The organism is Streptomyces sp. NPDC046215, assembly GCF_040646215.1.
Lineage (GTDB): Bacteria > Actinomycetota > Actinomycetes > Streptomycetales > Streptomycetaceae > Streptomyces > Streptomyces stramineus.
This window is the reverse complement of record NZ_JBEYZW010000038.1, coordinates 26,913-42,384: the sequence shown is the minus strand read 5'-3', so window position 1 is coordinate 42,384 and position 15,472 is coordinate 26,913. Positions and strand designations below refer to the sequence as shown.

Sequence of the window (15,472 nt, the reverse complement as noted above, 5' to 3'; positions counted from 1 at the left end):
GTCTCACTGGGCGCCCGCGGTACCGCATTCCGGCGGTCGGCGATCGGCTCCGGGGCGCTGCCCGAGGGGTCGCGGCCGCCGCCCACCGGAACCGGTAATACACCCGTACAGCGCGGACTTCGCGGCGCGCGACCGGGGCGGCCGGGTGTTACCCGCGATCAATTGTTGGCGGAAAACCATCTCACCACGCCCGGGTAAAACCGCTCAAAGAAGCCTCCCGCCCGGTCGTTCCGGGCCCCTTCGGCCCGACCGGCCCCGCGCGGCACCCGCGTCCCCACCTGCGCGCCTGCACCCCTGCGGGCCGACGCGGGGCGCCGTCGCCTTCTCCGGCCGTGCCGGTCAGGGGAATTCACGCCATTTCCCGCCGCCGCCGGCCCTGTGACTTGGGACACACGCAAGGGCTGCGCATCTGCCGAATCCGTTAGATTCGCCATGCGTTGACACACGTCCGATAGTCGGACATGTGTCGCGCTGCGCATCGAAACTCCATGAATTCTTGGGGGCTGACCACGCATCAGGAATCCGGGAATACCGCAGGCCGGTGCCGGCCGGTGATTCCCCGGCACCGATCCGCATTCCGCTGAGCCTCGGGCGGCGGTGGGCGCCCGGCGATCCCGGCGGCCCGCGTCCCTGATGCGCCCGTACCGCCGCGCCCGGGAACGTCCCACAGGACCCGCCCCGCCGGCGCCCCCTGCCAGCCCGACCGCTACCGGCAGCGCTTTCCGCCGCCACCCCGAGCCCCACCACCCTGGGCTTTGACCTGCGGAGACACCATGACACTCATCCGATCCGTAGAGCCGTTCGACGCGCCCTACCGACCCGCCGGACTCTCCGCGGACCCCGTGGATCACGACGCCCTCCACCAGCGCCACCCCGCCTACGGCCGGTTCGCGCGACAGCTGGGCGACACTCCGCTGATCCCCGTCCCCGGCCCCGACGGCGGAGCGACGATCCTCGCCAAGTCCGAGGCGGGCAACCCCGAGGGCTCCGTCAAGGACCGCGTCGCCTACGCGCTGCTCGGCAGCGCGCTGCACCAGCACGGCGACCGGCCCCTGGAGGAGCTCCGGGTGCTGGAGTACTCCGGCGGGAACCTGGCGCGCGCCCTGTCCCGGCTCTGCGCCGAGCTCGGCATCACCGCCCGCTTCGTGCTCTCCTCGGCCAGCCCGCGCAGCCTGCTGGACACCCTCGCCGAGCGCGGCGCCCTCGTCGACCTCGTCGACAAGGAGCTGGGCTTCCTCGAAGTCGTCCGCACCGCCCTGCGCACCGCGGAGGAGGAGCCGGACTGGACCCTGCTGTACCAGCACCGCAACACCGCCAACCTGCTCTTCCACCAGCACTCCACCGGGGCGGAGATCGTCGCGCAGCTCGACGGCCGGACCCCGGACGCCTGGGTCGCCTCCATCGGCACCGGCGGCACCCTCATCGGCGTGCTGCGGGCCCTGCGCGAGCGGCACCCCGGCGTGCGCGCCATCGGCGTCACGCCCGCCGAACTGCCCTACGGCAGCCCCCTGCCGCCCAACGGACTCCCCAAGTACGCGGGCTCCGGCGGCATGGGCGACGGCCTCAAGCAGCCCTTCGTCACCCTCCACGACAGCGAGGTCGAACACCACACGGTGTCCTACCCCCGCTGCCTGGAGGTCATGGCGGAGTTCCACGAGCTCACGGGCACGCGCATCGGCAGCTCCGCGGCGGCCAACTGGCTGACCGCCAAGGAGATCGCCGCGTCGCTGCCCTCCTCAGCCACGGTGGTCACGGTCTTCCCGGACGCCGGAACACCAGAAGAATGGGAGCGGATCGGCCGATGACCGACACCATCGACACCCCCGGTTACCAGGAGACCCTCCAGCGGTCCTTCAAGGCGCTGTACGACAGCGGCAGGGACTCCTGGACGACCGAGGAGGCCATGCAGCACCTCGTCCCGCTCCTGCACGACGGGCTCGGCGAGCCCGGCCGCGTCCTGGAGGTCGGCGTCGGCCGCGGCCGGGACACCGAGACCCTGCTCGGGCTCGGCCACCGCGTCGTGGCCGTGGACCTGGTCCGCCTCCCCGAGTGGGACGAGGTCGCCGCCCGCTGGAGCGAGCAGGTCCGCTTCGTCGCGGGCGACGTGCGCGACCTCGCCGACGACGAGCGCTTCGACGCGGTCCTGGACAACGGCGTGCTCCACCACCAGCTCCCGCAGGACTACCCCGCCTACCTGGCGACGCTCCGCCGTCAGCTGCGACCCGGCGGCCTGCTGGCCGTGAGCTTGTTCGCCCGGGCCGAGGAGGAGTCCGAGGGCAAGCTGCACGAGGCCCACGACGGGCGCCTGTCCCGGGAGTTCACCGCCGAGGAGGCCGACACCCTGCTCGCGGAGTCCGGCTTCGCCGTTGTCAGCACCCGCCGGGTGCAGCGCGGCCGCCCGGACTGGACGTACCTGCTCGTTCTCGCCCGGAGCCAGGAGAACTGACATGGCCCACCTGGTCGTGGTCGAATCCAAGCCGACCGCCGGCTTCGAGATCCTCCGTGCGGCCGCCGGGCTGGGGCACGAGGTGACGTTCGTGGCCCATTCCCTCGGCCCCTACCTGCGCTCGGACGGCGCCGAGGCGGCGCTGGCGACGGCCACCCGGGTGATCACCTCCGTCGCCACCGCGGACCCCGGCGCCCTCTTCGCGGCGCTCGAACCGGTCCACCGGCAGTCCCCCGTGCACGGCATGACGACCCTCAGCGAGGGCCACGTACGCGCCACGGCGGAGGTCGCCGAACGGCTCGGCCTCCGCCACGAGCGGCCCGAGGTCACCGCGCGGCTGCGCGACAAGCACGAGGTGCGGACGCTGCTGGCGCGGGCCGGGGTGCCGCAGCCGGGGTTCGCCGCCGCGGCCACCGCCGAGGAGGCCGTGGCCGCGGCGGACGGCCTGGGCTACCCGGTCGTCGTCAAGCCGGCCGACGGCTTCGGCTCCCTCGGGGTCGGCGTGGCCCGCACCGCCGCGCAGGTCGCCGAGCTGGCGGAGGCCATCACGGCGACGCGCGGCTACGGCCGCTCGGTGGCCAGCTCCGGCGCCGTCCTGGTGGAGTCCTACGTCCAGGGCCCGGTCGTCAGCTGCGAGATGCTCACCGTGGACGGCGAGCACCGGGCGTACGGCTGCACCGACCGGGTGCTCGCGCCTCCCCCGCACCCCGTCGAACTCGGCGGCTGCTTCCCCGCCGAACTGGAACCGGACCTGCTGGCGGAGGTGGAGCGGGTGTGCGCTGCGGCGCTGGACGCCGTCGGGGTGCGGCGCTCGCACACGCACACCGAGCTGGTCCTCGGCCCCGACGGGCCGCAGATCATCGAGATCAACGGCCGGCTGGTCGGCGGCTACGTGCCGGAGATGATGAACCTCGTCCTGGGCCGCAACGTGTACCACGACGTCGTCGACCTGGCCGTCGGCGGCTCCCCGGCGCCCTCCGCGGCCGGCGGGGTGGCCTGCATCCGGGCGATCACCGCCCCGCGGCCCGGGGTCCTGGCCGCGCTCGACGTCGAAGGGGTGCGCCGCAGCCCCGGGGTGGCCGAGGTCCTGGTGGACACGGCGGTGGGGCAGCGGGTGGGCCCCGCCCGCGCCAACGGGGACCGGCTCGGCTTCCTCATCGCGGCCGGCCCGTCCGCCGCCGCCGTCACCGGAGCGGCCGAGGCGGCGCTCGCCCGCGCGGTGGTGCGCGTGACCGCCGACGCCGCCACCTGACCGACCCGGGGCCACCTGACCCACCCGTTACCCGTAACTCCCGGAAGGAGGTCCCGATGCCTCAGGCGCCCTCGGACCACCCCCATATCCTGATCCTCGCCGGAGCCGGCGGCCTCACCCTCGACAACGCCCTCGGCCCGGCCGCCACGGTCACCGGCCGGCTCAGCGTCGTATACCTCCACGCCTGGGGCCCGCTCGACGTCTCCGCCGTCCGCGCGACGTGGGAGGAACGCTTCACCGGGACGTGGCGGGACTGCGCGGACCTGGACGAGGCGTACCGGGCCGTGCGGGAGATCCACGGGGAGTCCCCGCTCGACGGCATCGCGACCTTCTCCGAGCTGCTCATCCAGCCCCAGGCCGACCTCGCCGCCGAGCTGGGCCTGCCCGGCAACCCCCCGGAGGCGGTGCGGGCCGCGCAGAACAAGCTGCTGCAGCGCACCGCCCTGCGGGACGGCGGGGTGCTGGGCATGCGCTTCCACGCCGTCCGCACCGCCGCCGACCTCGCGCCCGCCGCGGCCGAGGTCGGCTTCCCGGCGGTGTTCAAGCCCGCCTACGGCGCCGCCAGCATGCAGGTGCGCAAGGTGACCTCCAAGGAGGAGCTCCAGGAGGCGTACGACGCCGCGGTGGCCGCGGCCGCCCGCTCCCCGTTCCTGATCAAGGAGGACGTGTACCTCCTGGAGGAGCTGCTCGTCGGCGGCGAGGGCTGGCACGCCGACGACCGCTACGCGGACTACGTCAGCGTGGAGAGCCTGGTGCAGGACGGCGAGGTGCACCACCTGGGCATCGTCGACAAGCTGGCGCTGCGGCACGGCTACACCGAGGAGGGGCACGTCTTCCCCTCCGCGCTCTCCCCCGCCCGGCAGGACGCCGTCACCGAGCACGCCGGCGCGGCGATCCGGGCGCTCGGGCTGCGGGACGGCGCCGTGCACACCGAGGTCAAGCTGACGCCGGACGGGCCCCGGTGCATCGAGGTCAACGCCCGCCTCGGCGGGCCCATGGGCCAGATATTCGGCACCGCCAGCGACCACGACATCGTGGCCTCCATCCTGCGCATCACGGCCGGGCTGCCCGTGTCGCCGCAGGCGAACCCGCTCCGGGCGGTGTGCGTCCGCACGATCCCCGGGCCCGACCGGCCGATGCGCATCGGCCACATCGCCGACCTCGCCGAGGTGCGCGAGCGCTTCGGCTGCCTGGGCTACGTCTCGATGCGGTTCGCCGCGGGCGCCGTGGTGGACCCCGGGCGGTTCCCGCACCTGCTGTCGATGCTCGTCACCGGCGAGGACGTGGAGACCTGCCTGGCCAACGTCACCGCCGTCGAGACGGCCCTGGCCATCGAGCTACGGCCGGCCGACCCGGAGCACGTCCTGTTCATCGACCGCATCGGCTACGACGCGTACCGCATGCCGGACGGCGCCCCCGCCCTGGACCCCGACCGCTACCGGGTCACGCTCGTCACCCGCCCCGAGGTGGCCGGGCAGGCGCGGCCCGGCGAGTGCGCCGAGGTCCTGGCCCTGGACATCAACGACCACGACCTGCGCGACGGCCTCGTGGAGACCGTGCACCGCCGCCACGGCATCGACCGCGTCCTGGTGTTCACCGAGGCCCTGCTCCTGCCCGGCGCCCGGCTGCGGGAGCGGCTGCGCGTCGCCGGGGACCCGGTGAGCCGGGTGGCACCCTTCCGGGACAAGCCGACGATGAAGCGCACCGCCGAGCGGCACGGCCTGCCCGTCGCCGACTGGGCGGCCGTGGACACCGCCGAGCAGGCCCGGCCGCTGCTGGAGAAGCACGGGAAGATCGTCCTCAAGCCCCGGGACGGCTCCGGCTCGGCCGGGGTGTGGATCGTCGGCTCCGCCGGGGAGCTGCGGTCCCTGGACGCGGACCCCGACACCGACCTGACCGGCTATCAGGCCGAGCAGTTCATCGACGCGCCCATGCTGCACATCGATGCCGTCGTCCACGGCGGCGAGCCGATGGCGACGGTGACCTCGCGCTACCTGTCCTCCACGCTCTCCCACCTGACCGCCGAGCCGCTCTCGTCGGTCACGGTCGGCGACCCCGCGGTGCGCGCCCGGGCCGAGGAGCTGACCCGGCAGGTGATCGAGGCGTTCGCCGTGCGGGACCAGGTGCTGCACCTGGAGGCGTTCCTCCTCGACGACGGCCGGCTGCTGTTCAACGAGGTCGCCTGCCGGGCCGGGGGCGGCGGCATCATCCCGATGTTCCAGGCCGTCACCGGCATCAACCTCAACGAGGCGATGGTCCGCCTCGCCCTCGGGGAACGGCCCACGACCGGCTTCGAGCGGCGCGAGAGCGCCGGCGGCTTCCTGATGCTCTACGGGCGCCCCGGCGTCGTGGCGGGCGTCGACGACGCCGAGGTGCCGCGGGAGTGGCTGGTCGAGCGCCGCGTCGCCGCCGCGCCCGGCAGCCGGTTCACCCCGATCGGACTGGCCGGCGGAAGCCTGGCCACGTACGTCGTCACCGGCGCCGACGAGCAGCAGGTGCGCGAGCGCATGGAGTTCATCCGCGCCCACACCACCGTCCGCTACCAGGACGACGAGGGAGCCGGGGTGACGGCGCGATGAAGGCCCTGTGCATCGCCGGGAGCCCCAGCCGCGGTTCGCACACCGCGGCCCTGGTCCGCCACGTCGCCCACCTCCTGGAGGCCCGGGGCTTCGACATCACCCTGATGGACCTCGCCGAGAGCCCGCTCCCGCAGAGCCACCCGGACCACTACTGGAGCAGCGAGCCGCACCCGCACCCCGCGGCCCGGGAGTTCATCGCCACCGCCCGCGCCTGCGACGCGGTGGTCCTGGGCACGCCCGTGCACCACGCCGGGTACTCCGGGCTGCTCAAGAGCGCCCTGGACCACCTGCCGCACGACGCGTTCGAGGGCAAGGCGGTCGGGCTGGTCGCCAACGCCGGCGGGCCGCGCGGTTCCGGCAACGCCTGCGAACAGCTGCGCCAGGTCGTCAAGGCCCTCGGCGGCTGGACGGTGCCCACCCAGGTCAGCACGGTGGCCGCGGACTTCGGCGAGCGGCGCTCCCTCGACGCGGCCGAGGCCATCGACAGCCGGTGCGTCACGCTGGCCGACCAGCTGCACGCCTTCACCCGTGCCATGCGCGCGGACGTCACGGAAGCGGTGCTGTGAGCGCCCCCGGGTGGCTCGCCGCCGTCCGCCGGATGCGGGAGGACCTCCGGGTGGTCGCCGAGCGCGACCCGTCCGTGCGCAAGCCGTACGAAGCGCTGCTCGCCCCGTACCTGCCGGCCCTGTGGCTGCACCGGGCCGCCCACCGGATGTACGTCGCCGACCACCGCATCGCGGCGCGCGCGGTGTGTCTGGTGGGGCGGGCGCTGTCGGGCGGGGTCGAGATCCACCCCGGCGCGCGCATCGGGCGGCGGCTGTTCATCGACCACGCCGCCGCCGTGGTCATCGGTGAGGACGCCGTCATCGGCGACGACGTCACGCTCTACCACCAGGTCACCATCGGGGCGATGGGCTGGTGGCGGGACCGCCGCCGGCCGCCCGGCGAGCGCCGGCACCCCACGCTCGGGGACCGGGTGGTGGTGGGCACCAACGCCTCCGTGCTCGGGCCGGTGCACATCGGCGACGACTGCCTCATCGGCGCGCACGCCCTGGTGACGACCGACCTGCCGGCCAACAGCCGGGTGCGGGCGCCGGCGAGCCTGGTCCGGCACCGCAACTCCCCGAGCGGCTCGGATACGGCACGAGTGGAGCACACGGCATGAGCCCGACGACCCAGGGCCCGCCCTCGCCGCTGAGCCGGCTGCGGGAGGCCGCGCTCGACTCGGTCCGCCCCTTCCGGGCGTCGGGGCCGATCCGGCGGCTGTACGTGGCGATCTCCATCGACGCCCTCGGGCTGGGCATGTACCTGGCCTTCTCCGCGCTGTACCTGACCCAGGCCGTGGGGCTGAGCACGCCCGACACCGGCCTGGTGCTGTCGATCTCCGGTGTCGCCTCCCTCGTCGGCCTGATGCCGCTGGGGGCCGTCGCCGACCGGATCGGCGCCCGCCGGGCCCTGATCAGCTTCTTCGCCTACCGGGCGGTGGCGTTCGCCGCGATCCTGCTGGCGCGGGACTTCGTGACCGCGCTGGCGGCGGTCGCGGCGGCGGGCCTGATCAGCCGGGCGACCGGGCCCGTCACCCAGGCACTGGTCCTGGAGATGACGGACACCGAGCAGGAGCGCGTCTCCGCGCTGGCCGCGACCCGGGCGCTGCGCAACGCCGGGTACGCCCTGGGGGCGCTGCCCGCGGCCGCGGCGGCCGCGGTCGGCACCCCGGCGGCGTACCGGGCCGTGCTGTGCGGCACGGTGCTGGCGTTCGCGGTGACGGCGTGGCTGGCCCGGCGGCTGCCGGACACCCCGGTGGCGCGCGGCGCGCGGGAACGCAAGGCCCGTTCGGTGGTCCGCGACCGGCGGTTCGTCGCCCTGACCGCGATCAGCGGGGCGATGAGCATGCACGCCTTCGTCCTGTCGATCGGGTTGCCACTGTGGCTGGTGGGGCAGACGGGGGCGCCGCACTGGCTGGCCTCGCTCCTGCTGCTGGTCAACACCGTGCTGGCCGTCGTTCTCCAGGTGCGGATGAGCCAGGGGTCGGAACGGCCGCCCACGGCCCGCCGGATGCTGGTGAAGGCCGGTGTGGTGCTGGCGGCGGTGTGCCTGCTCGTCCCGCTCAGCGGCCGGATTCCGGGCTGGGCGGCGGCGGTGCTGCTGGCCGCCCTGGTGGTGGTGCTCACGGTCGGCGAGCTGTGGCACACGTCCGGGAGCTGGGGCCTGGCGGTGGAGGGCACGCCGGACGACCAGCGGGCGGGTTATCTGGCGTTCTTCAACCTCGGCTTCACCGTGGCGACGATCGTGGGCCCGATGGCCATGGGTTTCCTGCTGGAGCTCGGGGGCTGGGGCTGGGCGGTCCTGGGCGGCTGGTTCCTGGCGCTGGCCCTGGTCAGCCGCCTGCTGCCGGTGAACACACCGGCGAGGGAGACGGCCGCCGCGTGACGGGAGGGCCCGGGGGCGTTCGCCCCCGGGCCCTCCCGTTGCGGCACGCGGCTTGCGGGCAGGGCGTTTCCCCGCGGGGCGCCCCGGCCGGGGCGGTGTCTCCACGCGGCGGACACCGATGAGCCGGGGGGGGACACGTCCGCCGGCCACCACCGGCTGCCCAGCCCGCGCCCCATAAGCGGCCGCGCCTCAGCTGGATGCCCCGCACGACGAGCGGGGCGACCACACGGCGAACCAGCCAGCGGGCTCGGCAGGCTCACCGACCACCCGCCACCTGTTCAAGACCCGCCCCGCACTCGGCCGCACCCCGGCTGAACACCCCGCACGACGGGCAATGCGACCACACGGCAAACCGGCCAGCAGACTCGGCGGACTCACCGACCACCCACCACCTGCTCAAGCCAGCCCCCACGCCGCCGTACCCCGGCTGAACGCCCCGCACTCGGCCGCGGTCCCCGCCCGCCCCCGGCCCTCCGTCGTGGCGTGCCGGGCCCGGGCCGACGGACAGCGGGCCCCGGCTGGTCACCCGGCGCGAACGGCGGTGCGTCCACGCGCCGGACACCGGCGGCCCGGAGGACACGTCCGCCGGCCACGACCGCGAACCGCCCCAAGCCGCCGCACCCCGCCCGACAGCCCGTTCCCCCTCCCGTTCCCCCGATCGGACGACACCGGATGCCGCCGGGGCGTGCCTAGCCTGGGTCGCGGGCGTTCCGGGCGGCGCCGCATCGCCATCGGCGTTACCGAGCCCGGAGGCCCGCAGTCCGTCCGGCCGTCACCGTAAGGAGCGTCGCGCACATGAACCGGTCCCCCGCATTCGTCTGCCGCACCGCCGCTGTCCTGCGGCAGCTGGCCGAGCACCCCGACGAGGGCATCACCGTCCGCCACCTGACCACCGTCCTGCACCTGCCCACCCGTACCACCCGCACCCTCCTGGGCGGGCTCCGCGAGGAAGGGCTGGTCCGGCGCGACCCGGGCACGGACGTCTTCCACCTGGCCGGCCCGCTCCGGTCCGCCCGGGCGGACCGCGGACCGCTGCCGGACTGCAACGCCCTGCGCTCCGCCGCCATGCCCTGGGCCGACACCCTGGCCGCGCGCAGCGGGATGAGCGTCCAGCTCGCCGTCGCCCACCCCGAGGGCGTGCAGATCGTCCACCACGTCTTCCGGCCCGACAACTCCCCGCAGCGGCTGGCCACCGGCGAGATACGCCCCGCCACCAGTGCCCTGGCCAGGGCACTGGACGCCCCGTGCGACGGGCGGTGCGTCTACGCGGCGGACACCGGCGAGCCGGGCACGGGTTCGCTGGCCACCGCCGTCACCTGCCCGGGGCCCGTCTCGTACGCCGCCGCGCTGTCCCTGACCGGCCCGGCCCACGCCCTGGACCCCGCGGGCGGGGCCGCGGCCGCTCGGGCCACGGAGCTGCTGCGCGACGCCGCCCGGGCCATCACCTCGGCCCTGGAGACGGCGCCGGCCCGGTGACACCCGGCGGGAGGGGCCGGTTCACTCCCGGGCCGTGCGGTGCTCCGCGCGCAGCGACGCGGCGAGCAGCACCAGCCAGACCCCGACGAGCACCAGGTGGGCGCGCTGCGGAAGGCCGTGCCAGCCCGGCCGGCCGAAGAGCGGACCCACCGTGGCCAGTGCCGTGAGCAGCGCGGCGGCCAGCACCCAGGGGCCCCGGCGGCGGAGCGGCGGCCACCGGGTGCGCCCGCCGCGGGCCACGGCCGCGGCGACCAGCAGCCCCATGGAGACGAAGAGGCCGGCGTGGACCAGCGCGCTGGTGGCGGTGTGCCAGGGGTTCACCATCTCGCAGGCGTGGTTGACCGACGGCGCGCAGCGCATGGGCACGATCACGTCCGCGACGGACGCCAGGGCGAAGACGCCCAGCGCCCAGCGCCCGGCGGTGGCCGTGCGGTCGCCCGGCAGGCGGGCGCCCGGCGGCCACGCCAGGATGCCCGTGGCGACGAGCAGGGCGGTGAGGATCTCGACGCCGCCGAAGAGCAGGTGGAAGGGCTGGTCGGCTGCGTAGAGCTCGCTGACGTAGGAGTGGCGGGGGTCCAGGCCTGTGGGCAGGACGGCCTCCAGCACCCAGGCGTTGTAGAGGACCGCCGCCGCCGTCAGGGCCCGGGCGGCCCACGCCGCGCGCACCGCCGCCGCCCGGCCTGCCGGGCCGGCCCCGACGGCGGGGCCGGCGGCGGGCCGGGCGGCGGGCCGCCGGGAGGCGGTGGACCGGTCGCTCATGGCCGGGCTCTCAGACCGGCCGGAGGCGGTGTCGGGGCGCCGTCCGGTTCATGGGGTCCCTCCTGTGGAGGCGGCGTTCGGTCGCCCGTACGCCGGTGCGGGTTCCTGCCCGGTCGGCTGGTCCGGTGGGCCGGTCGGCCCCGTGGGCCCCGTGGGTTCCGAGGGGGTGTCGGAGGAGGGCGGTACGGACGGGGGCGCGCTGCTGGGCTGTTCCTCGACGGACCGCGAGGTGCCGGGTGATACGCCGTCGTGGGGGCGGGGCACGGGCCGGTCGCTCTCGCCCTTGCCGCCGATGGGCCGTTCGAACCACTCACCGGTGTGCGGGTCGTAGACGATGATGACCTTGATGACGACGGTGGCCGGGGCGACCGCCACGACGTCGGACTTCCGGTAGTTGGCCCACGCCTGCCCCTTGGGCTCGGGGGTTCCCTTGACGGCGGTCGGCGGGCCGAGGGGGTTGCCGCAGGCGCAGCGGACCCGGGGCACGCCCTTGCCGTCGACGAGGACGGACGTGCCGGCCTGGAGGACGGCCTGGTAGGAGGTGGCCTTGCCGTCCTTGTAGCCGTGGTTGGTGACGCGGGTGTCGGCGCGCAGTTGCAGCGGGGTCAGACCGCGCAGGTAGGCGGGGATGGTGCTCTGTTCGATGCCGGCCGCTTCCGCGAAGGCCCGGCCCTTGGCCTGGTCCTCGGTCAGGTAGCTGATCTGGCGTTCGACGTCGCAGCTGGCGACGTTGCGGGTGCCGCCGTAGAGGCCGGGGGTCGAGCCCTGCACGGTCCGGGTGCCGCCGCCACCGCCGCCCGCGGGGGTGGGTTCGGCCGTGGCCTCCGCGGTGGGCTCCTTCGCCGTCGAACGGGTGAAGGGGGCGTTGCCTTCGGCGGACGCGGACTCCAGGAAGACCTCGCCCGAGCCGCCGTCCGGGCGCAGGAGGAAGATCGCGAGTGCGGCCACCACGACGACGGCGCCTCCCGCGATCGCGATCTTCGGCCCGGATTTCCACCAGGGGGGCTTGCCGCCCCCGGGGCCCGGGGCCGGGGACCCCGGGGTGCCGTGCCCGCCCGGCGGGGTGCCGTGCCCGCCCGGCGGGGTGCCGTGCCCGCCCGGCGGCGGTGCCGGCGGGCCGGCGGACCCGCCCGGCCCGGAGGGGTACGCGGGCTCGGTCGGCGGCCCGGGCCGGTCCGCCCGGGTGGGCTCTTCGGGCCGGCGGGCCCCGGAGCCGGAACCGGATCCGGACCCTCGGCCGGAGCCGGAGCCGGAGGCCTGGCCGGAGCCCGGGCCGGACAGAGGCCCGGACGGCGGGCCGGTGGGGTGGTTCTCTGACGGTGGTTCGGACGACACGGCCCTACTCCTACGCTGGAGGCGTTTTTGCCGATTACAGACCTTTACCCTGCTCTCCCCGTGCATGCGCCCCCGGCGTTCATTGTGTGTCGCAAACCGGTGCACCCCGCAAACGCAGACCGCGGCCGCAGGCGCCCGACAGGTGACCGGGCGCGTCCGGGCTTACGTTGGGCTCCACGGCTTGCGCCGGCGTCCGCCGGGACGCTCCCGCTCCGCCGTGTACCGACCAGCGTTGACGAGTCCGGAGGCCGTGTGAGTCAGCCGCCGCAGCCCCGGGGGCCCGTGCCGGGCTCCGCGCACCACGGCGTCCGCGCGTGGTGGGACGCCCTCGTCACCGTGGCCGCGGGAGTGGCCGCCATGTTCGCCGTCGCCGCGCCGGGCCTGTGGGCCGCGGGCGCGGGCGGGCTGCCCGGCGGGGCCTTCCTCGCCGTCCTGGCCGCCACCGTCGTCACGGCCGTCGGCGGCACCGTGGAACTGTCGGGCGACGCCGGGTTCGTGGCCAGTACGGCCGGCGGACTGAACGTCGTGCCGCTGTCGGTGACCCTGGCCGGCGCGCTGACGATCGCCGGGATGTTCCTGCGGCCGCTGCGCCACCGCGCGGTGGCGAGCGGGAGCGAACTCCTCGCCGCCGTCGCCCGGACGGCCCTGCTGTGGCTGGTCGCGGTGGCCCTGATCGCCGCCGGCGCCCGGCACACCTTCCGGATCGACCTGGGCGATTCGATCGTCGAGGACATCGGCGAGGCCCTGGGCGCGACGCCGGAGGTCGGCTTCCGCGCGGCGGTGGCCCCGACCCTCGGCTTCGCCCTGCTGTGGCTGCTGGTGCTGCTGGCCGTGGCCACCGCCGTGTCGCGCCGGACGCCGCTGCCGTCGCGGCTGCTGCGTTTCCAGGACTCGGTGCGGCCGGCCGCGTTCGCCATGCTGGTGGTGCTGCTGGGCTACGTGGTGATGGGGTTGCTCGTCGGGGTCGTGGTTCTCATCGTGCGCGGGCATGCCGCGGAGACCGCCGCCGTGCTGCTGCTCGGGCTGCCCAACCTCGTCTGGCTCGCCTTCGGCGTGGGGCTCGGCGGCTCCTGGGACGGGCGGGTGCCGGGCGATGACATCGGCCTGCCCGTGCCGAAGGCCTTCGCGGCGGTGCTGCGCGAACGCGACGGCAAGGACGCCACGGTGAACCTCTCCTCGCTGGCCGAGTACGACGGGCGGGCCTGGCTGCTGGTGGCCCTCGCGGTGGTCGCGCTGCTGGCCGCGGGGTTCGTGGCGGCCGCCCGCTCGCCCGCCCGGACACGGCCCTGGCAGCACGCCGTGCGCCTCGGCGTGGCGCTGGCGGTCACGCTGCTGGTCGTCGGGCTGCTCACCCGCATCTCGGCCCGCTTCGGCCTGTCGCTGCTCGGCCTCGGCGACCTGGGGGGCCTCGGCGGTGAGGTGTCGCTGCGCCCCCGGCTGCTCGTGCTGACGGGTCTCGGGCTGCTGTGGGGGCTCCTCGCCGGGTTCCTGGGCAGCCTGCCGGCCGCGCGGGTGCGCCGCCGGGGCGAGGTGTCGGAAGAGAGGCGCTGAGGCCCTACCGCCGTTCGGGGAAGACCACGGCCGCCCAGCGCGGCGGCCCCGGCGGCGGCTCCGGCGATCCCACCGGACCGCGGTCCACCCGGGTCGGCGCGTGCGCCGCCGGAACGACGGCCGCCGGGTCCGGGCCGCCCCCGGCGCCGGCCCGGCGCAGGGCGGTGACGAACCGCAGACAGCTGTCGAACCGGTCGTCGGGGGCCTTGGCCAGCGCGGTGGCCAGGACGTCGTCCGTGCCGGGCGGCAGGCCCGTGACGCGTGCGGAGATCCGGGGCGGCGGGTCGTACTGGTGGGCCCACAGCAGCGCCATGTCGTCGTCCCGCTGGAACGGCGGTGCCCCCGACAGCATCTCGAACACCACGCAGGCCAGGCTGTAGACGTCGCAGCGGCCGTCCACGGGCTTGCCGGAGATCTGTTCCGGGGCGACGTAGTCCAGGGTGCCGACGAACTGTCCGACGCGGGTGTACCCGGTCAGGGACAGCGACTTCTTCGTCAGCCCGAAGTCGGTGAGGTACACGTGCTCGGGGTGGTCGCTGTCGGTGCCCTCCGCCACGAGGATGTTGCCCGGCTTGACGTCCCGGTGCACCAGGTCGTGCGCGTGGGCGGCGTCCAGGGCGGAGGCGACCTGGACGGCCATGCGGCAGGCGTCGGGGAGGGACAGCGGGCCGCTGCGGTCGAGGAGGGCGCGCAGGTCCTGCCCGGCCACGTAGCGCATGGCGATGTAGAGGACGCCGTCGGCCTCGCCGGCCTCGAACACCGGGACGATGTGCGGGTGGTCGATGGCCGCGGCGACGCGCGACTCATGGCCGAAGCGTTTGCGGAAGGTGTCGTTGCGGGCGAGCTCGGGGGCCAGCAGTTTCAGGGCGACGGTGCGCCCGAGCCGCAGGTCGCGGGCGCGGTAGACGACGGCCATGCCGCCGCGGCCGATCTCGGTCTCCACGAGGTAGCCGGCGATCTGCCGGCCGATCAGCTCCGAGGGCCGCTCGACGGGGGAGGCGGGGGGCGGGCGGTCGGCGGGCGCCATCAGCTCTCACCGGGCCCGGGGCCCGCGCCGGGCGGCGGGACGACCCGGGTGGCCTCGTCCGGGGCGGACGGCGCGCCGGACCTCTCCGGCGGCACGGGCGGGGCGCCGGGCCGGTGCGGGGCGAGGGTGCTCATCGCCGTGCCGTCGCAGTAGCACCAGCGGTCGTGGTCGGCGTCGTAGAGCCAGACGGCTTCCCCGTCGACGACCGCTCCGACGCGCAGTCCGCGTGTGTCGCGGCGGAACGTCTCGCCGTCGCTCCGCCCGGACGCCAGGTCCTCCATGGCCCGGCGGTAGCGCCCGAGGGTCTCCTCGATGCGGGTGAGGAGCTTGCGGGCGTCTGCCGTGCGGGCGAGCGGGGCACCGGCGGCGGGCGGGCCCTGGGGCAGGGGGACCAGGGGCCGGGCGTCGACCCAGGCGGCCCAGCCGTTGGAGCAGAGCACCCGCCCCCAGTCGCCGCGCCGGTCCAGCAGCCGCACCGGAAGCAGCGGGTCCAGTTTCTCGGTGGGCACCGCGCCGTCGGGGGCGCGCCAGGTGGGCAGCCCGTCCGGGGGCACGACGTGCGTGGGCGCGAAGCCGTCGCCGGTGTCCGGGGCGGAGGGGACCGCGGTGGTGTTCAT

Annotated in this window: 13 protein-coding genes; 9 read left to right on the top strand and 4 right to left on the bottom strand. The window is 75.5% G+C overall.

Going from position 1 to position 15,472, the window contains the following annotated elements; translation table 11 throughout:
* Positions 1-773: 773 nt before the first annotated feature.
* The 8 genes from ABZ951_RS18365 (at position 774) to ABZ951_RS18330 (ending at position 10,183) form a co-directional block, all read left to right on the top strand.
* Positions 774-1,805 carry a pyridoxal-phosphate dependent enzyme gene (locus tag ABZ951_RS18365; protein ID WP_344094042.1) on the top strand — a complete coding sequence of 344 codons (1,032 nt, stop codon included), beginning with the start codon at positions 774-776 and terminating at the stop codon, positions 1,803-1,805.
* Entirely contained in the window at positions 1,802-2,446 is a 645-nt protein-coding gene (locus tag ABZ951_RS18360) for a methyltransferase domain-containing protein (protein ID WP_344094044.1), read from the top strand. Before ABZ951_RS18365 ends, ABZ951_RS18360 begins: the two co-directional genes overlap by 4 nt.
* A 1-nt stretch (position 2,447) precedes the next feature.
* A complete protein-coding gene (locus ABZ951_RS18355) occupies positions 2,448-3,698 on the top strand; it encodes an ATP-grasp domain-containing protein (protein ID WP_361280241.1) in 1,251 nt (416 codons plus the stop codon).
* 56 nt (positions 3,699-3,754) lie between these two features.
* Positions 3,755-6,277, top strand: coding sequence for an ATP-grasp domain-containing protein (locus ABZ951_RS18350; RefSeq protein ID WP_344094048.1), 2,523 nt, complete (start codon positions 3,755-3,757; stop codon positions 6,275-6,277).
* Positions 6,274-6,843, top strand: coding sequence for an NADPH-dependent FMN reductase (locus ABZ951_RS18345; protein ID WP_344094050.1), 570 nt, complete (start codon positions 6,274-6,276; stop codon positions 6,841-6,843). Before ABZ951_RS18350 ends, ABZ951_RS18345 begins: the two co-directional genes overlap by 4 nt.
* On the top strand, positions 6,840-7,442 hold the full coding sequence (gene epsC / locus ABZ951_RS18340) for a serine O-acetyltransferase EpsC (RefSeq protein ID WP_344094052.1): 603 nt from the start codon (positions 6,840-6,842) through the stop codon (positions 7,440-7,442). Before ABZ951_RS18345 ends, epsC begins: the two co-directional genes overlap by 4 nt.
* Positions 7,439-8,707, top strand: a complete 1,269-nt coding sequence (locus ABZ951_RS18335) for an MFS transporter (protein WP_344094055.1) — start codon at positions 7,439-7,441, stop codon at positions 8,705-8,707. The genes epsC and ABZ951_RS18335 overlap by 4 nt, the downstream gene beginning before the upstream one ends.
* 795 nt (positions 8,708-9,502) lie before the next feature.
* Positions 9,503-10,183 carry a helix-turn-helix domain-containing protein gene (locus ABZ951_RS18330; RefSeq protein WP_344094057.1) on the top strand — a complete coding sequence of 227 codons (681 nt, stop codon included), beginning with the start codon at positions 9,503-9,505 and terminating at the stop codon, positions 10,181-10,183.
* Positions 10,184-10,204: 21 nt separating this feature from the next.
* Here ABZ951_RS18330 and ABZ951_RS18325 read toward each other — a convergent pair whose 3' ends face one another.
* A complete protein-coding gene (locus ABZ951_RS18325) occupies positions 10,205-10,942 on the bottom strand; it encodes a DUF998 domain-containing protein (protein WP_361280238.1) in 738 nt (245 codons plus the stop codon).
* 48 nt (positions 10,943-10,990) lie between these two features.
* Positions 10,991-11,893 carry a DUF6777 domain-containing protein gene (locus tag ABZ951_RS18320; RefSeq protein ID WP_344094961.1) on the bottom strand — a complete coding sequence of 301 codons (903 nt, stop codon included), beginning with the start codon at positions 11,891-11,893 and terminating at the stop codon, positions 10,991-10,993.
* 666 nt (positions 11,894-12,559) lie between these two features.
* On the opposite strand from ABZ951_RS18320, the gene ABZ951_RS18315 reads away from it, so the two are divergent.
* Complete coding sequence (locus tag ABZ951_RS18315; protein ID WP_344095020.1) at positions 12,560-13,828, top strand: streptophobe family protein; 1,269 nt, start codon at positions 12,560-12,562, stop codon at positions 13,826-13,828.
* A gap of 4 nt (positions 13,829-13,832) precedes the next feature.
* On the opposite strand, the gene ABZ951_RS18310 is transcribed toward ABZ951_RS18315, so the two are convergent.
* Entirely contained in the window at positions 13,833-14,855 is a 1,023-nt protein-coding gene (locus ABZ951_RS18310; protein ID WP_361280236.1) for a serine/threonine-protein kinase, read from the bottom strand.
* Complete coding sequence (locus ABZ951_RS18305) at positions 14,855-15,472, bottom strand: hypothetical protein (protein ID WP_344094965.1); 618 nt, start codon at positions 15,470-15,472, stop codon at positions 14,855-14,857. The genes ABZ951_RS18310 and ABZ951_RS18305 overlap by 1 nt, the downstream gene beginning before the upstream one ends.